This is a genomic window from Microbulbifer salipaludis (genome assembly GCF_017303155.1).
In the GTDB taxonomy this organism is placed as follows: domain Bacteria; phylum Pseudomonadota; class Gammaproteobacteria; order Pseudomonadales; family Cellvibrionaceae; genus Microbulbifer; species Microbulbifer salipaludis.
On the sequence record NZ_JAEKJR010000002.1, the window covers coordinates 1,898,628 to 1,922,354 of the forward strand.

21 protein-coding genes and 1 tRNA gene are annotated in these 23,727 nt (G+C 58.4%); 7 read left to right on the top strand and 15 right to left on the bottom strand.

The genetic code is table 11. The features are described 5' to 3' along the window. Nucleotides 1-122: 122 nt before the first annotated feature. From JF535_RS13765 to JF535_RS13785, 5 genes are all read right to left on the bottom strand, one after another. Nucleotides 123-207: transfer RNA gene (locus tag JF535_RS13765), tRNA-Leu, on the bottom strand. A 194-nt stretch (nt 208-401) separates the two neighbouring features. Then, on the bottom strand, nt 402-1,577 hold the full coding sequence (gene fadA, locus JF535_RS13770) for an acetyl-CoA C-acyltransferase FadA (protein WP_207003117.1): 1,176 nt from the start codon (nt 1,575-1,577) through the stop codon (nt 402-404). 11 nt (nt 1,578-1,588) lie between these two features. Then, nucleotides 1,589-3,745, bottom strand: a complete 2,157-nt coding sequence (gene fadB / locus JF535_RS13775) for a fatty acid oxidation complex subunit alpha FadB (protein WP_207003125.1) — start codon at nt 3,743-3,745, stop codon at nt 1,589-1,591. A gap of 352 nt (nt 3,746-4,097) precedes the next feature. Beyond that, nucleotides 4,098-4,688 carry a cupin domain-containing protein gene (locus tag JF535_RS13780; protein ID WP_207003131.1) on the bottom strand — a complete coding sequence of 197 codons (591 nt, stop codon included), beginning with the start codon at nt 4,686-4,688 and terminating at the stop codon, nt 4,098-4,100. 110 nt (nt 4,689-4,798) lie between these two features. Continuing rightward, nucleotides 4,799-6,658 (bottom strand): beta-ketoacyl synthase N-terminal-like domain-containing protein, encoded by a 1,860-nt coding sequence (locus tag JF535_RS13785; RefSeq protein ID WP_207003132.1) that lies wholly within the window; start codon nt 6,656-6,658, stop codon nt 4,799-4,801. Between the two features lie 228 nt (nt 6,659-6,886). Here JF535_RS13785 and JF535_RS13790 point away from each other — a divergent pair, with 228 nt between their 5' ends. Continuing rightward, complete coding sequence (locus JF535_RS13790) at nt 6,887-7,933, top strand: GlxA family transcriptional regulator (protein ID WP_207003133.1); 1,047 nt, start codon at nt 6,887-6,889, stop codon at nt 7,931-7,933. A gap of 49 nt (nt 7,934-7,982) precedes the next feature. Here JF535_RS13790 and JF535_RS13795 read toward each other — a convergent pair whose 3' ends face one another. After that, complete coding sequence (locus JF535_RS13795) at nt 7,983-8,684, bottom strand: class I SAM-dependent methyltransferase (RefSeq protein ID WP_340674181.1); 702 nt, start codon at nt 8,682-8,684, stop codon at nt 7,983-7,985. Beyond that, nucleotides 8,668-9,183: an Hsp20 family protein gene (locus JF535_RS13800; protein ID WP_207003136.1), complete on the bottom strand. Its 516-nt coding sequence runs from the start codon at nt 9,181-9,183 to the stop codon at nt 8,668-8,670. Before JF535_RS13800 ends, JF535_RS13795 begins: the two co-directional genes overlap by 17 nt. A gap of 198 nt (nt 9,184-9,381) precedes the next feature. Here JF535_RS13800 and thpR point away from each other — a divergent pair, with 198 nt between their 5' ends. Continuing rightward, nucleotides 9,382-9,978 carry an RNA 2',3'-cyclic phosphodiesterase gene (gene thpR, locus JF535_RS13805; RefSeq protein WP_207003138.1) on the top strand — a complete coding sequence of 199 codons (597 nt, stop codon included), beginning with the start codon at nt 9,382-9,384 and terminating at the stop codon, nt 9,976-9,978. Nucleotides 9,979-10,080: 102 nt separating this feature from the next. Here the strand turns inward: thpR and JF535_RS13810 are convergent, their stop codons facing one another. Continuing rightward, nucleotides 10,081-11,100, bottom strand: a complete 1,020-nt coding sequence (locus JF535_RS13810) for a prolipoprotein diacylglyceryl transferase (protein WP_207003139.1) — start codon at nt 11,098-11,100, stop codon at nt 10,081-10,083. Between the two features lie 509 nt (nt 11,101-11,609). Here JF535_RS13810 and JF535_RS13815 point away from each other — a divergent pair. Further along, a complete protein-coding gene (locus tag JF535_RS13815; protein WP_207003140.1) occupies nt 11,610-11,969 on the top strand; it encodes an HPF/RaiA family ribosome-associated protein in 360 nt (119 codons plus the stop codon). 236 nt (nt 11,970-12,205) lie between these two features. On the opposite strand, the gene gorA is transcribed toward JF535_RS13815, so the two are convergent. Next, nucleotides 12,206-13,567: a glutathione-disulfide reductase gene (gene gorA, locus JF535_RS13820; protein ID WP_207003141.1), complete on the bottom strand. Its 1,362-nt coding sequence runs from the start codon at nt 13,565-13,567 to the stop codon at nt 12,206-12,208. A gap of 282 nt (nt 13,568-13,849) precedes the next feature. On the opposite strand from gorA, the gene JF535_RS13825 reads away from it, so the two are divergent. Beyond that, nucleotides 13,850-14,419 (top strand): hypothetical protein, encoded by a 570-nt coding sequence (locus tag JF535_RS13825; RefSeq protein ID WP_242523829.1) that lies wholly within the window; start codon nt 13,850-13,852, stop codon nt 14,417-14,419. Between the two features lie 35 nt (nt 14,420-14,454). On the opposite strand, the gene JF535_RS13830 is transcribed toward JF535_RS13825, so the two are convergent. The 4 genes from JF535_RS13830 to JF535_RS13845 form a co-directional block, all read right to left on the bottom strand. Further along, nucleotides 14,455-15,633 carry a TIGR01620 family protein gene (locus JF535_RS13830; RefSeq protein WP_207003142.1) on the bottom strand — a complete coding sequence of 393 codons (1,179 nt, stop codon included), beginning with the start codon at nt 15,631-15,633 and terminating at the stop codon, nt 14,455-14,457. After that, nucleotides 15,633-17,087 (bottom strand): YcjX family protein, encoded by a 1,455-nt coding sequence (locus JF535_RS13835; RefSeq protein WP_207003143.1) that lies wholly within the window; start codon nt 17,085-17,087, stop codon nt 15,633-15,635. Before JF535_RS13835 ends, JF535_RS13830 begins: the two co-directional genes overlap by 1 nt. Nucleotides 17,088-17,293: 206 nt before the next feature. Next, nucleotides 17,294-18,082 carry a GIN domain-containing protein gene (locus tag JF535_RS13840; protein WP_207003148.1) on the bottom strand — a complete coding sequence of 263 codons (789 nt, stop codon included), beginning with the start codon at nt 18,080-18,082 and terminating at the stop codon, nt 17,294-17,296. A 100-nt stretch (nt 18,083-18,182) separates the two neighbouring features. Beyond that, the gene (locus tag JF535_RS13845) at nt 18,183-18,602 is read right to left on the bottom strand and encodes an HIT family protein (protein WP_207003149.1); all 420 of its coding nucleotides are present in this window, start codon (nt 18,600-18,602) and stop codon (nt 18,183-18,185) included. Between the two features lie 469 nt (nt 18,603-19,071). Between JF535_RS13845 and JF535_RS13850 the strand changes: the two genes are divergently transcribed. The 3 genes from JF535_RS13850 (at nt 19,072) to tcdA (ending at nt 21,187) form a co-directional block, all read left to right on the top strand. Then, the gene (locus JF535_RS13850; RefSeq protein WP_242523830.1) at nt 19,072-19,515 is read left to right on the top strand and encodes a globin family protein; all 444 of its coding nucleotides are present in this window, start codon (nt 19,072-19,074) and stop codon (nt 19,513-19,515) included. A gap of 221 nt (nt 19,516-19,736) precedes the next feature. Further along, nucleotides 19,737-20,201: an FKBP-type peptidyl-prolyl cis-trans isomerase gene (locus JF535_RS13855; RefSeq protein ID WP_066963733.1), complete on the top strand. Its 465-nt coding sequence runs from the start codon at nt 19,737-19,739 to the stop codon at nt 20,199-20,201. Nucleotides 20,202-20,377: 176 nt separating this feature from the next. Then, nucleotides 20,378-21,187 carry a tRNA cyclic N6-threonylcarbamoyladenosine(37) synthase TcdA gene (gene tcdA / locus JF535_RS13860; RefSeq protein ID WP_207003150.1) on the top strand — a complete coding sequence of 270 codons (810 nt, stop codon included), beginning with the start codon at nt 20,378-20,380 and terminating at the stop codon, nt 21,185-21,187. Between the two features lie 4 nt (nt 21,188-21,191). On the opposite strand, the gene JF535_RS13865 is transcribed toward tcdA, so the two are convergent. Both JF535_RS13865 and JF535_RS13870 read right to left on the bottom strand, forming a co-directional pair. Further along, nucleotides 21,192-22,862: an aminotransferase class V-fold PLP-dependent enzyme gene (locus tag JF535_RS13865; RefSeq protein WP_207003151.1), complete on the bottom strand. Its 1,671-nt coding sequence runs from the start codon at nt 22,860-22,862 to the stop codon at nt 21,192-21,194. Further along, nucleotides 22,859-23,641, bottom strand: a complete 783-nt coding sequence (locus tag JF535_RS13870) for a TatD family hydrolase (protein WP_207003152.1) — start codon at nt 23,639-23,641, stop codon at nt 22,859-22,861. The genes JF535_RS13865 and JF535_RS13870 overlap by 4 nt, the downstream gene beginning before the upstream one ends. Nucleotides 23,642-23,727: the final 86 nt, after the last annotated feature.

A 23,727-nucleotide genomic window follows, 5' to 3' on the forward strand; every position in this document is an offset into this window, starting at 1 on the left:
CCGGCACCGGCGATTAGCGTTTTGCCGGCAGTCATTCGCCGACCGCCAAATACAAACAGCCCGCGCCGCACACGTTTCCCACCGGGAAAATGTGCGTCTGGCACGGACTGCAAAAACTTGTTTGGTGGGGACGGGGAGACTTGAACTCCCACACCTTGCGGCACCAGAACCTAAATCTGGCGTGTCTACCAATTCCACCACGTCCCCGCAACCTTGCAGTGCTAAGCCGTTGATTTGCCTGAGTTTTTACACAAAATCCAGACTGGCCTGCAACAAGGGGAGCAGATTGTGCCACAGCGGACACGGGGCTTCAACAATACCGCACCGGTAATGGTGCAGCTGACCGAAAAAACAACGGGGCGCCGATCCCGGCGCCCCGTGTTCATCCAGAACAGTGGGTGTTAGACCCGCTCAACGATGGTGGTAATGCCCTGCCCCAGGCCGATACACATGGTAGAAACCCCCAGGTCTCCACCCTCGTTCTGCAGCACGGACAACAGAGTGCCAGTAATACGGACACCGGAGCAGCCGAACGGGTGGCCGAGCGCAATGGCGCCACCGTACAGGTTGACCTTCTCGTCCATCACATCCAGCAGATTGAGGTCCTTCAGCACCGGCAGTGCCTGCGCCGCAAAAGCTTCGTTCAGCTCGACCTTGTCGATGTCGTCGATGGTCAAGCCGGCATTTTTCAGCGCCTTCTGGGTAGACGGCACCGGGCCGTACCCCATGATGGACGGATCAACCCCGGCCAGCGCCATCTCGCGCACTTTGGCAATCGGCGTCAAACCGAGGGCTTGTGCCCGCTCGGCAGACATCACCAGCATCACGGATGCACCATCGGTAATCTGGGACGAGGTGCCCGCAGTGACCTGACCGTGCTTCGGATCAAACGCCGGCTTCAATTTGGACAGCGCCTCCGCTGTGGTTTCCGGGCGGATGGTCTGATCCGTTTCAACCAGCATTGGCACGCCATCTTCGTCGTGTCCCTCAATCGCAATAATTTCACGATTGAACTTGCCCTCTTCCGTCGCCTTGGCGGCGCGCTGGTGAGAACGGGCCCCGAACTCATCCATTTGCTGGCGCTGGATACCGTGCATCATCGCCAGGTATTCCGCGGTCATCCCCATGGAACCCGCGGCCTTCGCCATATAGCGACCCAGCATGGGGTTCGGGCTGACGTGTTCCATCATGTTCAGATGGCCCATATGCTCTACGCCACCCACCACATACACATCACCCAGACCCGCCTGGATACTCGCCGCAGCGGTGTGCAGGGAAGACATGGAGGAACCACACAGGCGGTTAACCGTCTGCGCGGGAATCGTGTGAGGCAGACCGGCGCGCAGCACAATCATGCGGGCGACGTTGAAACCCTGCTCATCGCGTTGCATCACACAACCCCAGATCACATCATCGATCTCTTTCGGGTCGAGCTTTTCATTGCGCTGCAGGAATTTCTTCAGCAGCTCCGCAGACATATCGTCCGCACGTACATTGCGATACACGCCGTTTTTGGATCGTCCCATGGCGGTACGCGCATAGTCGACGATTACGGCATCTCTAGGATTCAGACTCATGGAAACTCTCCTTACTTGTCGCCGTAGTAGGTTTTGCCGCTGGCGGCCATTTCGCGCATGCCATCGGTGGGCTTGTACAGCTCGCCCAGATCACTGTGCTTCTCAGCCATCTTCACGAAGTTATCCAGGCCGATGCTATCCAGCCATGCGAAAATGCCACCGCGGAAAGGCGGGAAGCCGATGCCGTAGACCAGCGCCATATCCGCCTCGGCCGGAGAGTCCACAATACCCTCTTCCAGACAGCGGGCCAGCTCGGTGGCCATCGGCACCATCATACGCTCGATAACTTCGTCGGCTTCAAACTCACGACGCTCGGCAACGTGCGGCTTCAGCAGATCGTAGACCTCTTCCGCCACCACTTTCTTCGGACGACCTTTCTTGTCTTCTTCGTAGACGTAGAAGCCCTTGCCATTTTTCTGGCCATAGCGCCCGGCTTCGTACATCACGTCGGAGGCAGCGGTAAAGGTTTTACCCATGCGCTCAGGGAAGCCTTCCGCCATGACTTTTTCTGCGTGCACACCAGTATCGATGCCCACTACGTCCATCAGGTAAGCCGGCCCCATTGGCCAACCCCAGCGCTCCATCACCTTGTCGACCTGCTGGAAATCCGCGCCATCGCGCACCAGCATGGCAAAGCCGGCAAAATATGGGAACAACACACGGTTCACGAGGAAACCGGGGCAGTCGCGCACCACGATCGCTTTCTTGCCCATTTTATTGGCATAGGCGACAACGCGGGCAACCGCTGTTTCAGACGTTTTCTCACCGCGAATCACTTCCACCAGTGGCATTTTGTGCACCGGGTTGAAGAAGTGCATGCCGAGGAAGTTTTCCGGGCGCGACAGCGGCTCTGACAGAGTGTCAATGGAAATGGTGGAGGTATTGGAGGCGATCACCGTGTCTTCTGAGACCTTGGTTTCAACTTCCTTCAATACCGCATGCTTTACCTTGGGGTTTTCCACAACCGCTTCCACCACGATATCGACATCGCTGAAGCCATCGTAGCTCAGGGTGGGCTCAATTCGGTTGAGTGTTTCCGCCATTTTCGCCGGGGTCATACGCCCGCGATCCACCAGCTTGGTCAGAAGCTTACCGGCCTCTTTCAGCCCCAGGTCAATACCGTCCTGGTTGATATCCTTCATCTTGATGGGCGTGCCCTTGTAGGCAGACTGATAGGCGATACCGCCACCCATGATGCCCGCGCCCAGTACTGCGGCACGCTCAATTTGTTTGTCGGACTTTTTCTCCCAACCCTTGGCAACCTTGCTGACCTTCTGATCATTCAGGAACAGTCCTACCAGAGACGCAGCGGTTTCTGTTTGGGCGCTGGCAATAAATTGCTGCTGCTCGATCTTCAGTGCTTCGTCGCGATTGAGCTTGTAGCCCTGCTCAATGGAAGTCACTGCGTTAACCGGGGACGGATAATTGCGCCCGGCCTGCTGACCAACAAATGCCTTGGTGGTGAAAAAGGCCATCAGGGCTTCAGTGTCATTCAGCGGGATCGGGGACTTCTTGGTCTCCCGGCGCTGTTTGTAGTCCAGCTCACCATCGATAGCACGGGTGAGCAACTTCAATGCGGCGTCTTTCAATTGTTCCGTCGGTACAACGGCATCCACAGCATGCGCGGTCAATGCGGCATCCGGGCGCTGCTCTTTACCGGCGGCGATCCACTCCGCAGCCACATCTACGCCAACGACGCGCGGCAGGCGTACGGTACCACCCCAACCAGGAATCAAGCCGAGCTTCACTTCCGGCAAGCCCACTTTGGCTTTATCGCCCATCACGCGGAAATCGCAACCGAGGCAGACTTCGAAGCCGCCACCCAGTGCATAACCATTGATGGCAACCGCGGTCGGGAAAGGGAGGTCTTCCAGGCGGTTGATGTTTTCATTGTTTTTGTTCATCAGCTCGGCAATACCTTCTGGCCCGGCGGAAAAAGCTCCACCAAACTCGGTAATGTCCGCACCAACGATAAACACACTTTTTCCGCTGGTCAGCAACAGGCCTTTGATATCACCAGCCTTTTCAATCGCATCCAGGGCCTCGGAAAACTCCGATACGGTGAGACGGTTGAATTTGTTGACGGACTCGCCTTCCAGATCGAATTTCAGTTCCGCGATGCCGTTGTCCAGCATCTGCACGGATAGCGCTTTGCCACTAAATAACATTATTGACCTCATTGATTGGTGACCGGGACGCAACAGTAGGGTTTACACCGGTCCGGGGGGTCGGGTTGTGCAAGACAGATTTCGGATTGCCTCTCGGCGAGCATACATCGATACCATAACCAGTCGATGACGCATTCACCAAAATCGGTCAAGGCCCAAGTATAGCCAGATTAAAACGCTCGTTTGAATACCATTTCCGCCATATCCACTGGCCGGTTTGATGCCCACTGGCCAACCATGCCAGCCACAAGATCAAAGAATGACCAAGTTGCTGCAAGAAACAGCAAATGGTCAGATCACCGGAACAGAGGATCATCTGGCGAGCGTCACAGAAAGCAATATAGAAAAGGGCTCAGACACTCGGGGGATTATTGGCGCTGACCAGCACGCAGTCGCAATCACCAATATTGCGAAAACGGTGCGGCCGGCGGCTGCGGAAGTAATAACCATCACCGGGCCCGAGTATGGTGATCTCGCGACCGACCGTCACCTCCAGTTGCCCGGATACGACGATCCCGCCCTCCTCGCCATCATGACTCAGGAGCTCGGGCCCGGTATCTTCACCAGGCGGGTACACTTCGTAAAGAATGGACATGGTGCGATGGGAATTGCCGGCCCCGAGTAATCGATATTCGATCGGGCCTGGCCCCACATTGGGCATCTCGCTGGCGCGAAAAAAAACTTGCGGCTGACTATCAAATTCAAACGTGAAGAAATCGGCCAGCGACATGGGGATGCCGTTCAGCACCTTTTTGAGCGACCCCACGGATGGGCTGACCCGGCCCTGCTCAATGAGGGAAATGGTGGCGTTGGTGACACCGGCGCGCTTGGCCATCTCCCGCTGGGACCAACCGTGCATCTGACGCACAGATTTTAGCCGGGCGCCCACATCGTCACCGGTGGTACCGGTAGTGGGCGGCGGCGTTTCATCCTTTTCGGTCATCCGATTCTACCTGCTGAGGGAAACCTGCAGGGAGTCTACCGCCTGAACCTCGTGCTCGAAAGTACCCCGCACCGCGAGCCCAATTCCGAGCCCTTCACAACCGCCGCGCGTCACACCATATCGGCGAAGGGGTTTTCGTCCGGCAGAGACACAGAGCCCGCCACACCGGGCAGGGTCATGCGACCACCTTCCAGGGAAATGCCGGTTTCATCGATCAGCCCCTCCCCAAATCGGTAGATCGCATTCAGGTCGCCGCGGCTTGCGCGGGCATCGTATTCCGCAGCGCGTTCAGCGGGCGCTTCACTGCGCTTGCGGTAGGCCGTCATCGCCTGCTCGCCGTGGCGCTTGGCGAGCATTTTTTCGGTAATGTGCGGTGCCAGCACGCTGGCGGTAGCATTGTTACCGCCAAAGCCTTTGGAGTTCAGGAAGGCGACGTCCAACGACTCTGGATCACGCTCAATATGCGCCATGGAAAGACTGAGGTTATCGTGGTGCACATCATCGGCCACCCGATCAATAGTGGTAATACCCGGCAAAATGCCACGATTGAAGATGCCAAGACTGGAAATCAGCTGATCACCGCTGGCCGCGGCTACGGTATGGCCGACAAAGGCCTTGACCGCGCACACCGGCCAGCCTTCGATGCCAAAGGCGCCAGCAAGGCGATCAAAAATTGCAGACTCCGTCACTCGATTCTGCGGGGTACTGGAACCGTGCGCCTGAACGAAGCTGCGTTGGCGCAGACTTTCTTCACCGAGAATCGCACGCGCCTCTGACATGGCGCGCGCCACCGTTAGGTAGTTACCCGGCCCGGGGGCAGAAATCGATTTTTTCGGCCCATCAGCGTTAACAAACACGTTCGCCACTGCGCCGTGAATCGGCGCTCCCAGCTCCAGTGCCAGCTCGTCGTCCATCAACACGGCCCACTGGGTACCTTCACCTAGGGTAAAGCCACAGTTATCGCCAAACGGGCGGCTGGCACGACGGAAATCGATATCATCACCGAAAATTTTCCGTAACCCATCCAGGTTGGCGAGCGCGCCCATGGTGGTATACCCATCCACCACTTCGGGAACCAGCGGCGCTTCCGCGGCGCCCACGACGGCGACCCGCGCACGACCACAGCGAATATCTTCCACCGCAGCACGCAGGTTGTACAGGTAGGTGGCGCAGGCGCCGGCCACAGCCCCGGTGGTGCCCACGCTGCCAAGTACATAGGCATTCACAAAGTCCGCCGGCATACTGGTGAGCCCCAGGGCCAGCTGCTTGGAACTGACCCGCCCGCCGCGCAGCCGGGATTGCAGCAGCCCGCCGTTGCCGTTGACATCCAGCTGACTCATGGCGGAACTGGCATACACAGAAATTTTTTCCGGCCCCGCCTTCTGCGCCACCAGGTCCCAGTCGATTCCCAGAGACTGAACGGCATCCGATGCGCCGAGAATCGCCAGCTGCAATCCACGAGGATGGAAGCGGGAGTTGTACTGCTGCCCTGGCTCAAAGCCGGTAGGGAGCTGTCCCGCCGACGCAACGGAGATCTCTCTGTGGCTATCCAGCATCACAGACAGGCTGGCGGCGTGCACACGCACACGCCCGCTGTCGAGCGTTTCGACCGACCAATCCTCTGGCAGCGGCGCGGGAAGCTGGCGCGCAGACATCTCGAAGGTAAATCCGTTGTCGTTTTTGAGATCCGCGGCCTGATGAAAGTGACAGCGACGGTAGTCATAGAACCGCGACTCCAATTCCCGCACCAGAGTCCCCTGCAGAACCTGCTGCTCTAGCTCTACACTCAAAGGACCTTGAGCGGCATCACCGGTGCGCAGGCCCATCAGTGCGGCGAGGTCAGACAACACATCCGTACGTTCGGATGCGCGGAGGCTGTCGAGCACCAGCCGCTTGTAGCCGCGATGGAACGAACTGCGACCGGCGGGATTAAATCCACCAAACGCGGTAATTACGGGTAGGCGCTGCATCCTGACCTCCAGCCTGATTCAGAAACGGGGCGAATTTCTTGAGTAAATCCGATGGTGCGCCAGTGTATGGGCTGGCGATTCGGCCTTGTTATGGGCATACTGGCCAGCAAATTTGATCATCTGGCCAAGCAGGCCGATATCCGACCTGTCGCCCCTGACCACAGCGGATTCAGCGGGTCGACATCACGTCCGCGCAGCGGCCGCTAGACGTATGCAGAGAGTTACCCAATGCCCACCGTCACATTTATGCTCCTCGACCAGATGCTTTCCACCGGAACGGTGTTGCCGCTGGAAATGCTGCGCGGCGCCGACAGCCGCGCGCGGGTTGAACGCAAACGCCGTGATGGCGCGAAAGCAGAGAAAACGGGCGGTGCCGAGAATAAGCCAGACAGCAACAACGGGGCTCTGAACCTGATTACCGTCAGTGCTGACGGCAAGCCAGTGCAGTCCCGCTCCGGCTTCTCACTGGCACCGGATATGGCTCTGGCCGATGCACCGGATAGCGACATCATCTACCTGCCCGCCCTGTGGCGAAACCCGCGCCCGGCACTGCGGCGCAGCAAACCGCTGCTGAAGTGGCTGCGTGAGCAGGCCGAAAAAGGCGCAGCCATCAGTGCGGTCGGCACCGGCGTCTGCTTTCTGGCGGAAGCGGGCTTACTGGACGGTAAACCCGCCACGACGCACTGGCACTACTTCGACCAGTTTGCGGCAGATTACCCGGACGTAAAGCTCAAACGGCAGTACTTTATCACCCAGGCGAACAAACTATTCTGTGCCGCCAGCGTCAACGCTCTGGCCGACGTCACCGTACACCTGATACGCCAGCTGTATGGCCCTGCGATCGCCAGCCATGTAGAACGCAACTTCTCCCATGAGATCCGCCGTCCATTTGAGGAAATTGCCTATTCGGAAGGCGCGGTCCACCTCCATCCAGACGAAGAGGTGGTTCAGGCACAGACCTGGCTAAAACAGCACTGCAGCGAAGATGTAAAGCTCAGTGAAGTGGCAAAATACTTTGACATGAGTGTGCGCTCATTCAACCGTCGCTTCAAACTGGCAACCGGCCAGACGCCACTACAGTATTTGCAGAATGTACGTATCGATATGGCACGCGAGCTGCTTCAGTCGAGCAATTTGTCGGTCAACGAAATAGCCGAGAAGGTCGGCTACCAGGATATGGGCCACTTCACAGCCCTGTTCAAGAAGTTTCTGTCCACCACACCGAGCGAGTATCGCACCACCGTGCGCGCGAAACTGTTCAGGGTCAACACATAATTCAGCCAGCCATCTGGCTGCGCGTCGTCGTACTGATTTAACGCCGGTGTCACGCTGGTCGGCTCAGAAAAATGACGTCGTTACCGCTGAATTCCAACTTTGCGGACCAGTGCCCGGCAAGCCAGCGGAACGTCTCGCGGCTAAAGAAAATGACATGGGTCGGATCGCGGATGTAATGCCAGCTGGCAAAGCGCTCCTGCGAAGCGACCAGTTTGGTCATTATCGCCAACACACCACCCGCGTTGATCCGGCACCATAACATTTCCAGGGTTGCCATCGGATCCGCCAGATGCTCGACAACCTCCGTACTGACCACAAAATCAAAGCGATCATCCAGAACAGACGTATCCGGCTGAAAGAACAGGTCGTAGATCGCCATTGGGTGCCCGTGCTCCTCCAGCATTCTGGCAAGCAGCGGCGCGGGACCGCATCCAAAATCAAGCCCGCGGGCCCCCGGCGCCAATCGGCTCAGCAAGGGAGTTGCACAGCGCTGCAGGAATCGCCGGTATCCGGCATCCTCGAGATGGTTCTCGTGCAGTTCGTAATAGGCCTTTTCGGCCTGCGCGGAAAGATGAAACTCGGAAGGGACGAACACCAGAGCACAACGAGTGCATTGGTGATACTCGCGAAACTGATCGCGATGATACGGCTGTGCCGCCTGATGGCGGCACAGTGGGCATGAACCCGGTTGCCCGGCCACTACAGGGCCGGGCTTAACGGAAGACGATGCACGCTCAGGCAGCTTGCTCACCTACAGGCACGCTTTTTTTACTTGTCTCACGCTCGCCTGTCTGGGCTTCGTCGGCCTGGCTTGACTGCAGCAGGTTGCCACTGGAAATTTCGATTTTCCGCGGCTTCATCGCCTCCGGGATTTCGCGCACCAGTTCAATATGCAGCAATCCGTTGACCAACTGTGCGTCAGTCACTCTGACGTGATCGGCAAGCTGGAAGCGTCGTTCGAAATTACGCGCGGCAATGCCGCGATGCAGAAAATTCCGCTTTTCTTCGTCAGCGACTTTTTTGCCACTGACAGTCAGGCGGTTCTGCTCCATGTGAATATCCAGTTCAGACTGGTCAAAGCCTGCAACGGCCATAGAAATTCGATAGGCATCCTCACCGGTCAATTCGATATTGTACGGGGGATACGCGGGCTGATTCTGCTCACTGGTGGTCATGGTATCCAGCAGGCTGGCCAGACGGTCAAAACCAATAGCAGAACGGTAAAGTGGGGAGAGATCTAAGTTACGCATTGTCATATCCTCAATTCAGAGCAATATTAATAAAAGCGCCTGTACAACATGCACCAGGCTGTTTTTCTCCGGTGATACACTGACGATCTTTCGTCGTGACTCGCCGGGCTTGGGGGAGGCATCTCTGTCGAGCCTGCCCCCCTCACAATCAGATATAGGGGCTGCGCAACCGGCTTCAAGGGATCGTATTTAAAAAATATGAAAAAAAAATTTTCCAGCCAAAAAGGAGCCGCCACGATCACCGCCAGCGGCACGTCGGCGAGACTGTTTATTGGCATTGCGCCCGACCTGGCCACCCAGCGCTTTCTCAGCGCCACCTGTACGCACCTGGAGAGCCTGCGCCTACCACGGGATTGTCGCTGGATTGGCGATGCCAACCGACACCTGACCCTGGCGTTTCTCGGCGATACCGCGCTTGACCACATGGCGACCATCGAGCAACGCCTGGAGGATATTGCCCGGTCTACACCTGCATGTACCGGGCAGGTGGTCAGCACACACCCCTTCCCCAGGGACAGAGCCAAAATGCTGGCGGCGGAGCTGTTGCCCAATCCGGCGCTCGCAACTTTGCACGCGCGTTGCCGCGACCTAATGACCGCCATCGGTAAGCGACCTGAACGCAAACAGTTTCGTCCGCATTTCACCCTGGCCCGAAGCCGCAGTGGTTTTTCGCGGATCCCCGCAGTACCGGCAGACTTCATCTGCGCACTGGATAACATCACTCTGTACCAAAGCCTGCTCGCTCCAGGCGGCAGCCAGTACCAGCCGCTGCTATCACTTCGGCTGGCTGGCTAGCGTCGTAACTACCGCTCCTTTGACGATTGCCAGCGCAAGCTCAGGCATAAAACAGGCATAAAAAAAGCCCGCTAGGCGGGCTTTTCTAAACAACAGGAAGGCTTAGTCGAGTCTCGACAGCACATACTCCGGGTACATCACCAGACGGGGGCGAGCCAGACGCCTGGCATCAAAGATAAACACATAGCGGGTGCCATCATCGTCGGCGGGAATTGTCCGACGAAAACGCCAGGAATTGATCTTGTAAGTCTGGCGACCGGCGCTCACTGGCGCCACCAGGCGGTATTGGTTTTGCCCCAGGAACTCGAACTCGATTGCATCCCCGCCGGAAGGGCGCAAGGTCAAATTGCGGAATGTCTGCTTGCCCTGCTCTCCCTCCTCGAGCTCACCCAGCAGCTTTTCCAGGCGATCGCGCTCACCGCGAACATAGTCCAGCAGCTCCGGATCGATTTCCGGCTCCACCGTCGCGTCCTGCGGCGCTACTGCGGCTTCTTCGGGGAGCGCAGGTGCGGAGGGCTGCAGCGCAGCAAGGCTAGGCTCCGGCATTTCCGGCGCGGAGACTGGGGGCGCCAGTGACGCGGACTGTTCCGCCGCTTTCTGCTGTTCGGCCTCAACCAGCATGGCCTTGACTAACTTGTCCACGAGTACCTTCTGATTGGCAAGACGGGATTCACCAGCGGCGACTCCGTCGCGGGCCGCCTTCAGGCGCTCCTCAAGCTCGGCGAAGGTCGACTGCACGATCTCGACCCGACGGCTACGGCTATCCACGCCGCGCTCAGCCATCGCGTGGGCGTGCTTCGCCTTGTGCAGCGCTCGCTCCGTATCGGTGGATGCGGACAGCTTGTGCTCTCGCTCTGCCGCCTTGAGGGCCATCAGGCTTTCTTCGTAATTGGCACGAGCCTTTGACAATGACTCCTGAGCACGCTGAAGCTTGTACTCATAAGCGAGCATTTCGTTCTCAACATCTTCCAGTTCTACCAACCGGTTTTCCTGAGATTGCTCCATTCGCGCCAATTTATTTTGCTCGATCGTAAGAGATGATGCTGCCTGCACCAATCCGCAATAGCCGAACACCCCCAACACGCCCGCCAAAAACAGGGCGCAACCACGGTTTACCGCCATAGTCAAAAGTCCGTTGTTTGATTTTTTACTTCAAGAAGTCGCACGAAGCCCACCGATGATCGAACCATACGCTGGTTATCCCGAGGAACACCGAGGAAACGAAGGCCACATGCCAAGGAAGCCAATGTACCCCAGACGCAAATACTCAGCAATGACCATGCCAACAAGATTGATTCACCTCGATGATCCTTCCCACAAAAGAGCACATTCGGCGCCCCGAAAAAGTTCCCCGCGCAATACCAAATTTTTATGACATTTTATTGATCCAGGTGCTTGATTTTTTTTCTGAGAATCGCATTATGACCTACAGGGAGTTACTCCTGACCCAGTTGGGAAACCGGCCCGGGCGCAAAACACACACATTGCCACTACGGCAAATATTGATACTGCGACCTCTGGTGATCTGATTTTCCTTCTGAGCAGAAACTCTCTACAGGGCGCCCTACCTTCTTTCAGCAAACCGCACTTTGCGGCCTGCATGGACCCTTTATAACCGGAGGTATGTGCCCATGAAATCTGCGCCTTACGATAACATTGTGTTCCGTGATATCGACAAATCTGCCGCTCTGGCGAACACGGTCTCCCGGAAGTTACACAAGCTCGAACGTTATTGTGGCGACATCATACGTAGCCGTGTGGTCCTAGAAGCCCCCCACCAACACAAACACAAAGGGAAGCAATACAAAGCTTCCGTAGAACTCGCCCTGAGCGGAAACCCGGTCACCATTACCAACGAGAGCGATTCCATTCATCGCGCGGTTACCGGTGCCTTCAATTCAGTAGAACGCTGCCTCAAGGAGCGCGGAGATCGTCGCAAGGCACGTCGGCACCAGATGCCGGTCCTGGACAGCGTCGAGGACACCGAGTAGAAATCGACCAGACCGTTCATAATTTGCAGGATTCCTGTCACTGACGGGTTCAGGAGCACCTCGGGGCACAATCCCTGTGGTGCCCTATATGGGGCAGCGCCCCGACCTGAATGAGCCAACTGCCACCGGGCGAGGAGATATTCAGAATACGCAAAAGGCGGTGTCGGAATGTCCGACACCGCCTTTTTTAATGACACCTGCTTGATGGCGTCTGCCGCGATCCATCGGGGCCCGAGTTATTCCGCCACCGGGGTGCGCATGGTGACAAACTCTTCGGCTGCCGTGGGGTGGATACCAATAGTCTGGTCGAATACGGTTTTGGTGGCACCCGCCTTCATTGCCACGGCAATCCCCTGGATGATCTCTCCCGCATCCGGGCCCACCATGTGCGCGCCAATCACTTTGTCATTACCCTTGTCGACAATCAGCTTCATCAGGGTACGCTCGTCCCGCCCACTGACGGAATGACGCATGGCGCGGAAATCGGACTTGTAAATCTGCACTGGAATACCCGCCTGACGCGCCTCCTCTTCGGTCAATCCAACGGTGCCAATGTTCGGCTGGCAGAATACTGCCGTCGGAATATTGTTGTAGTCGATCTCCGCGGTCTTACCGGTTTGCCAGTGTTTGACCAGCGCCATGGCCTCTGCCAGCGCAACCGGGGTGAGTTCGGGCCCGCCAGTAACGTCACCCAGCGCATAAATCGATGTGACACTACTACGGAAGTTATCATCAACACCGATGGTACCGTCTTTGTGTAACACGACCCCCAGCTTCTCCAGGCCGAGCCCATTTGTGTTGGGCCTGCGCCCGGTGGCATACAGAACGGCATCTACTTCCAGCACGCTCCCGTCCGCGCCATGTACCTTGAGTGAGCCATCCTCCTGCTTTTCAATGGAATTCACCACGTGATTGAAGTGCAGGCTTACCTGTTTCTTGCCCATTTCATCGCAGACAAAGCGGCGCACATCGTTATCAAACCCGCGCAAAAAAAGTTCTCGGCGGTAAGAAAGATGGGTTTCCGCGCCCAACCCGGCAAAAATGCCCGCGAACTCCACCGCGATATAGCCTCCGCCAACCACGAGCACTCGGCGCGGGAACACTTCCAGCGCAAAAACCTCGTTTGACGTAATCACATGTTCACTGCCCACAAAGTCGGGCACATAAGGCCAACCACCGGTCGCCACCAGTATCCGTTCCGCACTGAAGGTGTCGTCGCCCACAGTGACCTGTTGTCGCCCACTCAGGGTGGCTCTGCCATCAATCACCTGGACACCCGCATTACTCAGCAAGTTGCGATAAATGCCGTTCAGGCGAGTGACTTCCCGCGCGTTGTTATCGCGCAACGTCGGCCAGGCAAAGGTCGCCCCGGCCTGCCCTTCCCATCCGAACGCCTCTGCATCTTCAAATGCTTCCCGGTAGCCGCTGGCGTAGACAAAAAGCTTTTTGGGTACACACCCGACATTCACGCAGGTGCCCCCCATATACCGGTCTTCGGCCACGGCGACACGCATACCAGTAGCAGCTGCCATACGTGCGGCGCGCACGCCACCGGAGCCGGCCCCAATGACAAACAGATCAAAATCAAACTCAGACAAAGCTCTCTCCTTTCGCCGACAGCAAACGACCATCCACGTTCGCGCCAGACTCATACTGCGCCAAAGCGCTCAAAAAACCTGCACATGGTCTGTTCATAACAGTCAGAACAGGCCATGCCTACACCTAACGTGCCCAAAATAAAGCGTACTGTTTCCGCAATTCGACCATTACTGACAAATCATACTTAAAAGCCGTTGACAGAAGATTGGCGTTTCGTTATTCATGTGATGTTTATCACAATAACAAGCCTGATAGCGAAAACAACAACAGGGCATTCAACAATGAAAACCCAGAAAACACCAAAACTACGGTTAGTAAAAACAACTTTTCTTCGTAAGGCTTATGGCATGGATGTGTATTTGTCATCGTTTAGAGCGGCGCTGATAACAGGCCTGTTCGCTGTCTTCGCCACTACCACTGCGACCGCCAAAACCCACCCATCCTATCTCACCGACAGCTACTGCAATTCTCTGGTCGAGCAATTTGTCGACTCCGGTATGCGCAGTCTGGGCAAGTACGTCAATGAGAACTTCAAGCCTCAGTACAAGGGTGGCATCCGTAATACCATCAACTTTCTGAACCAACGCGCAGAGTGGCTGGGAGAGTGCGACGCTTATTGGGCAGACACAGCCAGTACTCGTGTGTTTTTTGATGAAAAAAACACCAAGGCGATCTTCGATGCCATGCAGGCACTGGCGAAGGAACTGCAAATGGTCAGGGAGGGCGTTGAATACCCGGATGAGACCGGCGCAAACAACCCCCGCCCATTTATCAAGAGCCGGTACGACACCCTCGCCCAGCTGGTTGATCAGCATCACACCCGCATGCTGATGAAGAAGCAGTTCCAGTGAGCACCAGCCCCTGTCACGCTGTCGCCGGGCCGCCGTTATTCTGCGCCCGGTGACGGCTTCCTTTCGGCTCCCACTGCTTCACGCCCACCGCCAGCCGCACCAGCGGGCCATTGCTGCGGGTCTCGCCCCAGCAGACGCTCCTTGAGACTACCTGCAATGCGCTTGGTCAGCGCCCCCAAGCGGGGCCGCTGCTTCTCTGAAAAAGGTATCGGGCGACAGCTGTGCACGGCAGCGAGACCAATTCGGGCCATGAACAGGCTCGCGCCCATACCCTGTCCCAGTCGCGCGGACACCGTACTCAACATACTGTCCCCCACCAATTCCGGCCACAGCTCGCTCACCGCGTATTCACTGGCTCCACTGTAGGCCACCAGCGCGAGTATTTTCTTGAACAGGCGCCAGCGCACCACAATTGAAGGGCGCACGCCATAGATCTGCGCCACATCATCAATCATGCGCATGGATTGCCGCAAAGCGACAAGCACGTCCAGGGTAGTAAAAGGACTCAGACCGACCAGCGCGCCAGTGGTAGTGGCATGCCGCACAATGCGACGCAGCGCCTCCTGGTCCAGTGCTTCGAAAAAATTCAGCTCAAGGTGACGCAGCAGCTCGCTGTTGTCGTAATAATCGGGGGTTTCCGCCTGTACCCGCGCTAACAGCGCCCCCTGGGGCTTGCCCGCAAACAGTGCACGCAGTTGCTGATTCAGGGGCTCTACCGCGTCCGTCGCTCGGCTGTCCCGCACCTCGGCGGCCAACTCCTGGGTTTTCTGCAGCTTCCGCAGCGGTTTGCCGGCGCGAAAATACTCCCAGACCGCGCTGGCCATGGTCGCCACCAGCGCGAGAATAATGACACCCGCCAGCAGCCCCAGGCTCCAGTGCATATCTGACGCCCAATAGAAGAACTGTCGCAGCTCCCAAAATACCGCACCAAAGGCCAGTGCCAGGGCTGCCAGCAACGCGGGCTTCCACATGCGCAGTCGGAACACGGGCAACCGCAGCTCCGAGAACGAAATTTTGTCTGGCAGAGATTCACCGGTGGTGATGGAGCGCGGCAGCTCCGCTGGCTCTTCTGCGAGAGATTCCACCCGGGTACTGGCCCGCTCGTGTAACGGCGGTTCCTCCACCTCCAGGTTTTCGATCCGGGTCTGGCGGCGCGGCTTTGTCGCGCTGTCGCCGTTGGGCGTCTTGTCGAATTGATCGTCAGAAGTAGCCATTACACCTTGTCTCCCAGCAGCAGGTTCAACAGCGCATCCATACGGATATGCGGCAGGTACCCTTCCCGTCCAATGCCCGCAGGCGGGCGCAACTGCGGCGGCAACCCACCCGTGTAATGCTGCCACTCCTGATCCTGCGGCAGGTGCCCCATGATCTCGGCGTTTTCGAACCCCAGGTAACGACCATCCATGCCGTGCCCAACCAGCATTCGGCGACCATCGCGCACACTTTCATTGGAACAGCGCACGGCAGCGATGGCTTCGCAATAAAGTGGCAAGCCGCGATGCCGGGCACCGGAAAATACCTGTTGTAGCTGCTGGCCCAACAGTTGGCGCAAGGCATCGTGGTCAGCGGCCAGCACTTGATCCACTTTGGTAGCCGCAAAAATCAGCCGGTCGATGCGCGGGCGCCACAATTTGCGCAGCAGCCCACTGCTACCGTAGCGGAAGGTGTCCGCGATATGCCCGAACGCCTTGCGCATATCCTCCAGTGCCTCCTCGCCGGCAAACAGCGTGCTGATCAGGTCTACCAGCACCAGCTGGCGATCCAGATGTCGGAAGTGGGTCTCCACAAATGGGGCGACCTTTTTCTCAACGTAGGCGCGATAGCGGGCCTCGAGGACCTTGTACACGCTGTCATCCGGGAGTGCCCGCAACTCCTGCTCCGTCTGATGGTGTAACGCGGGCAACGGGAAAAATCCGTATTCATCGTTGTCGAGCAGCGCCCTGCCAGGCTGCAGATAGCTGAGTTTTCGCTCACTGCGGCAATCCCGGAGAAACTGCCGGTAGTTTTGCCAGAGACTGTCGAGCCGCCCTGCCTCTATCACCGCTTCTGGCGCGATCCCCCGCAACTCCCCCAGCAGCCCCGGGGCCAGGTCCGCGCGCGAGGCGCCGTCCAGCAGGTCCCGCTGGTGGCGACACCAGGTGGCGAAGTCCATCTGTAACAGTGGCAGGTCCATCAGCCATTCGCCCGGGTAGTCCCGCAACTCCAGAATCAGCTTCTGCCGATAATCACGCCCCAGCCGTCGCCCCCGTAGATGAACGTGTAACTCAAGGGCAGACAGATCCCGGGTAGACTCGGGCCAGCGCGGGGGATTGGCGGTCAGTGCTTCCAGGCAACGCGGGTATTCAAACAGCGGTAATCCGGTATCCAGGGCCGGATGCAGTTCCGCGCCGAGCAGGCGCCCGTTCAGTGCCGGGGCGAAACCGGGCAGCTGAGCCTGGTCCGGGTGACTGAGCTGGTAAATCAGGCTGGTGATGAGGGTAGACTTGCCGGCGCCACTCAGGCCAGTGATGCCGATGCAAATGCGCTTGTCCAGAAGGCGCTCCGCCGCCCAATGGGATTTATCCCGAGCCTCGTTACGAAATTGCTTCCAATGTCGTCGGAGGCTCCGCAATCGGCCCTCGCTTTTTACCCGCGTATCCTGCTGGCCTTCGTCGTCAGAAGCGCTCATAGGTTCTCCCTGCACCTGCCAGCGCGCAATGCGTGGCGATCTAAACATTGTGGAGGTCGAAATGACCGTTTCAACCCCTTAAGTCTATATCCCATCCGCCGACGGCAACCGTTGCCACCAACGAAAAACGCGGATCCCGCTGCCTTGGGAGAACAGCGGGATCCGCGTTTTTAAGCGCTTTCGCTACGTAAACGTGGGGGCAAGGACTACTCCACCAGCGCAACGTCTCCAGAGCCCATGACGGAGAAGGACTCACTGACAGGACGCTTCAGCACAATGTCACCGGAGCCCATAATCGAGCCGCCTGCGGTCTTGGCCACCAGGTTGCGTCCCATAAAGTCGCCAGACCCCATGACCGTCACATTCACGTTGGCCACCTTGCCGCCGACCGCTATATCCCCGGAACCCTTGATCTGGGCGGAAAAGTCCTCGCCCACAAAGTTCTCCACACGGATGTCACCAGAGCCGGTGACACCTGCCGATCCGTGAACCGCGAGTACGGTGCCCAGTAAGAGATCCCCGGACCCGGTTACGCCGGTAGACAGTGTCTCGGCAGCGACTTTGTTCACCCGAATCAAGCCAGACCCGGTCACGCGCAGGTCGAGTTTCTCGCTCTCCAGGGTATCCGCGGTCGCGTCACCGGAGCCGGTTACCCGCAGGCTGTCGATCACCGGAAGAGTGACCCGGTATTCCACGACGGGCTCGCTGCTGACGGTAACGATTCCGAACAGGCTTTTACTTTCCTGCTCCACGGACAGCACCAGAGTGTCGCCCTTCACCTCCGCCTTGGCGTGTATCAGGTCCGCCTCTTCACCTTCGGCCGTCACCGAGAAGGTATCCCCCTGAACAACCTGCAGGTTAGAGCCGCCTTTCAGGGCAATGGCGGTAAAGCCATTCAGCGGGAAGGTTCTGCTGCTCTGCTGGGCATGTACGGCGCTCGCCATCAGGGAAAGCGCCACCATCAGTGATACGAATATATTCAATTTGCGAAACATGAGCCGGTTACCTGTTGTTTGTTCAATACCAGTGGGACTGCACCAGCGGCTACTTTGGATGCATCTGTTGATGCAAATTTTCAGTAGGCCCCTCGTGCACTCAGTCGGCGCCGGTACGGTAACCGAGATCCGCCAGCGCCGCGCGCAGCTTCGCCGCCTCCGCCGCCAGCGCCTCGGGCTCCGCCGGTTTCTGCAGTGCAAAGTCCAGGTCGGCAATTTCGTTGATCGGTACCAGGTGATAATGGGTATGCGGCACTTCGATACCGGCCACCATGACCCCGACGCGTTTGGGCGAATAGACCTTCTTCTGAGCCTTCGCCACCTTGCTCGCCACCGCCAGCAAATGGGCCGTCACATCCTCAGGTACCTCATCCCAGTGATTGATTTCCTCCACCGGAATCACCAGGCAGTGACCGGGCTTGATGGGGGCGATGGTCATGATCGCCACCGCCACTTCGTCGCGCCAGATAAAGTGTCCCGGCAGATCGCCATTGATAATCTGGGTGAAAATACTCGCCATAATGCCGTGCCTCAGCTTGGTTTCTGCCGGATCTCGCCCCTGATCACCCCGCGGGATAGCGGACTGCCAGAGCGGACCCCATCATTGTTGCTATCGAAAACCCGCTAGTCTAACAGCGTGCCTTGGATGCGCGCCAATCATCGCGAGCTTTGTCGACGCCTGCGCGTCACACTGACGCGCACTGGGCAAAAAATGCCTCAAAAGCCGGCAACGGAGGCAACTCGCGCCCAAATTCGCACCTGTTTAAACCGTTTCATCACAACCCGTGGAAGAGTGTGACAATTTTCTGCCGCTTCATTGGCAGCCGTATTTCCATCCCGTAATCTTGCCGCCGATATCGCGACAGGCAGCCACACGCCCTCACCCGGGATTCCGTAGCACACGATCACTCCCCGGGTGACTGTTTATAAATGAGGCAATCCAGGCGCCAGCGAAATCGGGCAAACGCTATGTCAATGGGGGATCAGCAATGTCAAAACCAGTGCCTGCACGCACAGATTTCACACCCGCCAGTGGGCACCCGCCCTCGTCTGGCGCTGCTTCAGGACTCGTAGAAGACGGTCTACTGGCCCAGCTTGGCGGCCGACACTTTATCCAGGAAACGGTGTGCGAGTTTTACCACGCCATCGGCAAGCACTTGGTGGCAGAAGACTGTATGGACCACGGCAAGCAGCGCACCCGCCAGGCCCAGTTCCTGAGCCACGCCCTCTCAGACCAGCCGGAGCCGCTGCGCAGCGCTCGCGCCAGCTTCCTTGCACGGGGCATGAACCCGGCGCTGTTCGAGGCGTTGCTCGAGTACTTCGAAGGGCGACTGCTGGAACTTGGCTTCCCCGCCGCCATCTGTGACCGTGTGGTGCGCACGGCCAGCCACCTCTACGACAACAGCCAGGAACCACTGTCGATCGCCTGCTGACGCCCCGCTCCCCCCGGCCTTGGCCTTCCCCGGCAAACGCCGCCATGGCCATTTGGCCCCGCGGCAGATCCCTCTACGCTACCCGGCTGCCACCGTCACTCGGTTGCGACGGCCGGGGCCGCCCCATACAATGCCCCCTCACACAGCCTTTATCCCCGTTTGCTTTTCCTTGTGTAAGCGGTAAGCGCTACAACTCACTCTCAAGATACAAGAGATTATCAATGAAAATTGCTAACCACAGTGTGGTGGAGATCAACTACACCCTGAAAGATGCCGAAGGCACCGTGATTGACTCCTCCGAAGGTGGCCAGCCGCTGAAGTACCTCCAGGGTGTAGGCAACATCATCCCCGGCCTGGAAAAGGAAATGCTGGACAAAAGCGCCGGTGACAAGTTCACCGTAGTGATCGCACCGGAAGAAGGCTACGGCCCGCAGAACCCGGAGTTGATCCAGACCCTGCCGAGCAGCGCTTTCGGCGGTGTCGAGAAGCTGGAAGTGGGCATGGCGTTCCGCGCCCAGAGCACCGAAGGCCAGCCGATCGAGGTAGAGATCATCGACATCGATGGCGATCAGGTCACCATCAATGGCAACCACCCGCTGGCGGGCGTAGAGCTGCACTTTGACATCGAAGTGGTCTCCGTACGTGAAGCCACCGCTGAAGAAGTCGACCACGGCCACGTGCACTAAGTGATCGACTCGCGCAGGGCCGCCCGGCCCTGTCGCGCGCCAACGGGCCCCCAGCCCTGATGAATCAAGAATGGTCAGCCCCGGGCCAATGCCCATAGCACCCTCGCAACCATCAAACCCGACCAGCTCCCAACCAACCACCGACCGATTTCAAGCAGCAACTCCGGATTACACCCATGCCCCTCAGCGACTCCTATCTGCAACGTTTTGGCGGAATCGCCCGACTCTATGGTGAAAGGGCGCTGCCCGTGCTGTGCGACGCCCACGCGGTCGTCATTGGTATCGGCGGCGTGGGGAGCTGGACCGCCGAAGCGCTGGCCCGCAGCGGCGTGGGTAAACTGACTCTGATTGATCTGGACGACATCTGTATCACCAATACCAATCGGCAGATTCACGCGCTCGCCGACACGGTGGGCGATATCAAGGTGACCGTTATGGCGGAGCGGCTGCGCGCCATTAACCCGGAGATCACGGTCATCACCCGGGAGGACTTTATTGCCAGTGATAATTTTGGCGAGTTCCTCGACCCGGACACCGCCCGCATCGATGTGGTGATTGACGCGATCGACAATGCGCGCGTCAAGGCTGCACTGATTGCCTATTGCAAGGCGCGCAAGTTGCGTCTGATTAGCGTGGGTTCCGCCGGCGGCAAAACCAATCCTCTCGAAGTGACCTGTGCGGATCTCGGGCGCACAGTCAGTGATCCCATGCTCGCCAAGGTGCGGCAACATTTATACCGCTTCCACAATTTCCAGAAGTCCCGCAAGCGCCAGTTTGGCGTGGACGCCATCTACTCCAGCGAAGCCATGGTGTACCCCCAGCCCGACGGCCAGGTTTGCGCGCAGAAAAGCACCATGCAAAACGGCGTGAAGCTGGATTGCAGCGGCGGCTTTGGCGCTGCAACCATGATCACCGGCACCTTCGGTTTTGCGGCGGCCTCCAAAGCCATCGAACGGATACTGCAGCAGGCGAGCACGCACGCTTAGCGCGTCACTCCCCCATCAGCTCCAGCGCGCGTTCCAGTAGCGCCCGGAAGCCATTACTGCGGGACTCACTTAATTGCTGCGCCAGCCCCAGCTCGTCGAACATTGCCTGTACCCGCTGCCGGGCGTGGCCCTCGGCAGGCCGATCATCCAGCTGGGTAAGCAGCAGCGCGCCCAATCCTTTTACGATCCGGCTGTCGCTGTCGATGGCAAATCGGTGTACCCCGCGATCACAGCGGTGAACCAGCCAGGCGCTTGACTCGCAGCCTCGCACCAGGTTGGCCGGGGTACGGATCTCTTCCTTGCGCGTAATAGCCTTGGCCCAGCCCATCAGAATGCGATAGCGGTCTTGCCAGGTCGCGGTATCGCGCAACCGCTGGAGATCCAGGTCGGCGAGATCGTCGGGCGTCCACGCATCCGCGCTCGCCCCGCGCTCCGCGACCGGCAGCGAAGACGTGCCCTCATCCGCATCCAGCTGCGCCACAAACTCTTCCACTGCCGCGACAAACCGATCAATGTCTTGCCGGGTGTTATACGCGGCAACGGATGCGCGCAGGGTCGCCACATGCCCAGCGGCCTGCAGCAGGGGCTGGGCGCAGTGGTGCCCCACGCGCACTGCGATATCGCGCCCGTCCAGCCAGTGGGCCAGGTCAATGGCCGCACAGCGGGGATGAATCAGCGAGGCAATGCCGAGATTGTTTTCCGCCGTACTCAACAGGGTAAGCTCGGGAATTGCGTGCAACCGCTGGTGCAGCTCTTGCACCAGCGCCTGCTCGTGCCGGGCCATGGCGGCGCGGTCCTGCCGCCCCAGAAAATCAATACAGGCACCGAGGCCGGCAATCGACGCCAGTGAAGACGTACCCGCCTCAAACTTGTGCGGCAAGCCGGCATATTCACTCGCCAGCAGATCAACGCTGGCAATCATTTCACCGCCCCCCTGCCATGGAGGCAGTGCGGCCAATAGATCCTCTCGCCCAAACACCAGCCCGATACCGGTGGGGCCATAGAATTTGTGCGCGGAGCACACGAAGAAATCACAGCCCATTGCCTGCACGTCAATCAAATCATGCGCGGCCAGCTGTGAACCATCCAACACCCAGAAAAGATCACGCTCCGAGAGTGCCTTGTGTAGCAGGTCGAGGTCGGTGCGAAACCCCAGTGCATTGGAGCCGGCGGTAACAGAAACGATCCGGGTGCGCGCGGAGAGCACCTCGTCGATACGATCAAATTGCGGCACGCCCGCTACATCCGGCACAAAGCGCAAGCGCAGGTCGCGGCTCGCCGCCATCATTTGCCAGGGCACCAGATTCGCGTGGTGCTCGGCCGTGGACAGCACAATTTCATCACCGGGACGCAACTGGCTGCACAGGCTATTTGCCAACAGGTTCAGCCCTTCGGTGGCACCCCGGGTAAAGATAATTTCCTTCGGCGAAGCGGCACCGAGAAAGCCGGCCACATCCCGCCGCACCTGCTCCACCATCTCTGTGGCGCGCCTGGCCAGGCGATGACTGGATCGATGCGTGTTGGCGTTGGCGTGCAGGTAGAAATTACTGATGGCCTCGATCACACACGCCGGTTTTTGTGTGGTGGCCGCATTATCGAGGTACACCAGTGCGCGATTTTCGGGTTGCGCAAACAGGGGAAACTGTTGCTTGAAATGTTCGGCAGAAAAACTCATATCGCAAACAGGGCTCGGGTATTTTTTTCAGTTTGGCAAATGACATCGTCTACGGAAATACCACGCAGTTCTGCCAGAGTCTCCGCCACCGTTGGCAGGTACTCGGGGCTGTTGCGCTCACCCTGACGTCCGGCGTGGGGCATATCCGGCGCATCCGACTCCAGCAGCAGACTTTCCAGTGCAACGCCAGCAAGGGTGTTGCGGGTTTTTGCCGCACGCGTGTAGGTAATGGTGCCGCCCACCCCCAGAGAAAAGCCCAGCTCGATATACGCCTCGGCAATTTCCCGGCTACCGCTGAATGCATGAATCACACCGCCTTGCGGTGGTGTCAATTTCTTCAACATGCGAATTACCTCATTGTGTGCGCGTACCGCGTGCACGATCAGGGGCAGGCAACGCTCCCTGGCGGCAATCAGGTGCGCCTCGAAAACGGCCAGTTGCACCTCCATCGAGGTGTCAATGTTGGCATCCAGGCCACATTCGCCTATGGCCACACAGCCGCCGCGGCGCCGCTCCCGATCCACCCGCTCAATCAGCGCCCGCTGCAGCTGCTGCGGCGCAATCGCCAGATCTTTTATCCACCAGGGGTGCACCCCAACTGCGCCATACCAGTCGGGCTCGGAATCCACCAGTGCAAACAGGTGCCGCCACTGGGGGATGCTCACGCCCGGAATAATGAGCGCGCCAACACCGTTGGCGACAGAGCGCGCCCAGACTTCAGCGCGATCCGGCGCAAAGGCGTCAAAATCGAAGTGGCAGTGACTGTCGACCAGCGGCATCGCGAAAAACCCTCGGGGTCTTTGGGGGAATGCGTGGCATTGTAGGATTTTTGTCAGGCCTGTGCGCGACAAATTCGGCGGGGTGG

Coding starts and splice junctions, on each gene's coding strand:
- fadA (WP_207003117.1), bottom strand. CDS start 1,577: ATGAGTCTGAATCCTAGAGATGCCGTAATCGTCGACTATGCGCGTACC.
- fadB (WP_207003125.1), bottom strand. CDS start 3,745: ATGTTATTTAGTGGCAAAGCGCTATCCGTGCAGATGCTGGACAACGGC.
- JF535_RS13780 (WP_207003131.1), bottom strand. CDS start 4,688: ATGACCGAAAAGGATGAAACGCCGCCGCCCACTACCGGTACCACCGGT.
- JF535_RS13785 (WP_207003132.1), bottom strand. CDS start 6,658: ATGCAGCGCCTACCCGTAATTACCGCGTTTGGTGGATTTAATCCCGCC.
- JF535_RS13790 (WP_207003133.1), top strand. CDS start 6,887: ATGCCCACCGTCACATTTATGCTCCTCGACCAGATGCTTTCCACCGGA.
- JF535_RS13800 (WP_207003136.1), bottom strand. CDS start 9,183: ATGCGTAACTTAGATCTCTCCCCACTTTACCGTTCTGCTATTGGTTTT.
- thpR (WP_207003138.1), top strand. CDS start 9,382: ATGAAAAAAAAATTTTCCAGCCAAAAAGGAGCCGCCACGATCACCGCC.
- JF535_RS13810 (WP_207003139.1), bottom strand. CDS start 11,100: ATGGCGGTAAACCGTGGTTGCGCCCTGTTTTTGGCGGGCGTGTTGGGG.
- JF535_RS13815 (WP_207003140.1), top strand. CDS start 11,610: ATGAAATCTGCGCCTTACGATAACATTGTGTTCCGTGATATCGACAAA.
- JF535_RS13825 (WP_242523829.1), top strand. CDS start 13,850: ATGAAAACCCAGAAAACACCAAAACTACGGTTAGTAAAAACAACTTTT.
- JF535_RS13830 (WP_207003142.1), bottom strand. CDS start 15,633: ATGGCTACTTCTGACGATCAATTCGACAAGACGCCCAACGGCGACAGC.
- JF535_RS13835 (WP_207003143.1), bottom strand. CDS start 17,087: ATGAGCGCTTCTGACGACGAAGGCCAGCAGGATACGCGGGTAAAAAGC.
- JF535_RS13840 (WP_207003148.1), bottom strand. CDS start 18,082: ATGTTTCGCAAATTGAATATATTCGTATCACTGATGGTGGCGCTTTCC.
- JF535_RS13845 (WP_207003149.1), bottom strand. CDS start 18,602: ATGGCGAGTATTTTCACCCAGATTATCAATGGCGATCTGCCGGGACAC.
- JF535_RS13850 (WP_242523830.1), top strand. CDS start 19,072: ATGTCAAAACCAGTGCCTGCACGCACAGATTTCACACCCGCCAGTGGG.
- JF535_RS13855 (WP_066963733.1), top strand. CDS start 19,737: ATGAAAATTGCTAACCACAGTGTGGTGGAGATCAACTACACCCTGAAA.
- tcdA (WP_207003150.1), top strand. CDS start 20,378: ATGCCCCTCAGCGACTCCTATCTGCAACGTTTTGGCGGAATCGCCCGA.
- JF535_RS13865 (WP_207003151.1), bottom strand. CDS start 22,862: ATGAGTTTTTCTGCCGAACATTTCAAGCAACAGTTTCCCCTGTTTGCG.
- JF535_RS13870 (WP_207003152.1), bottom strand. CDS start 23,641: ATGCCGCTGGTCGACAGTCACTGCCACTTCGATTTTGACGCCTTTGCG.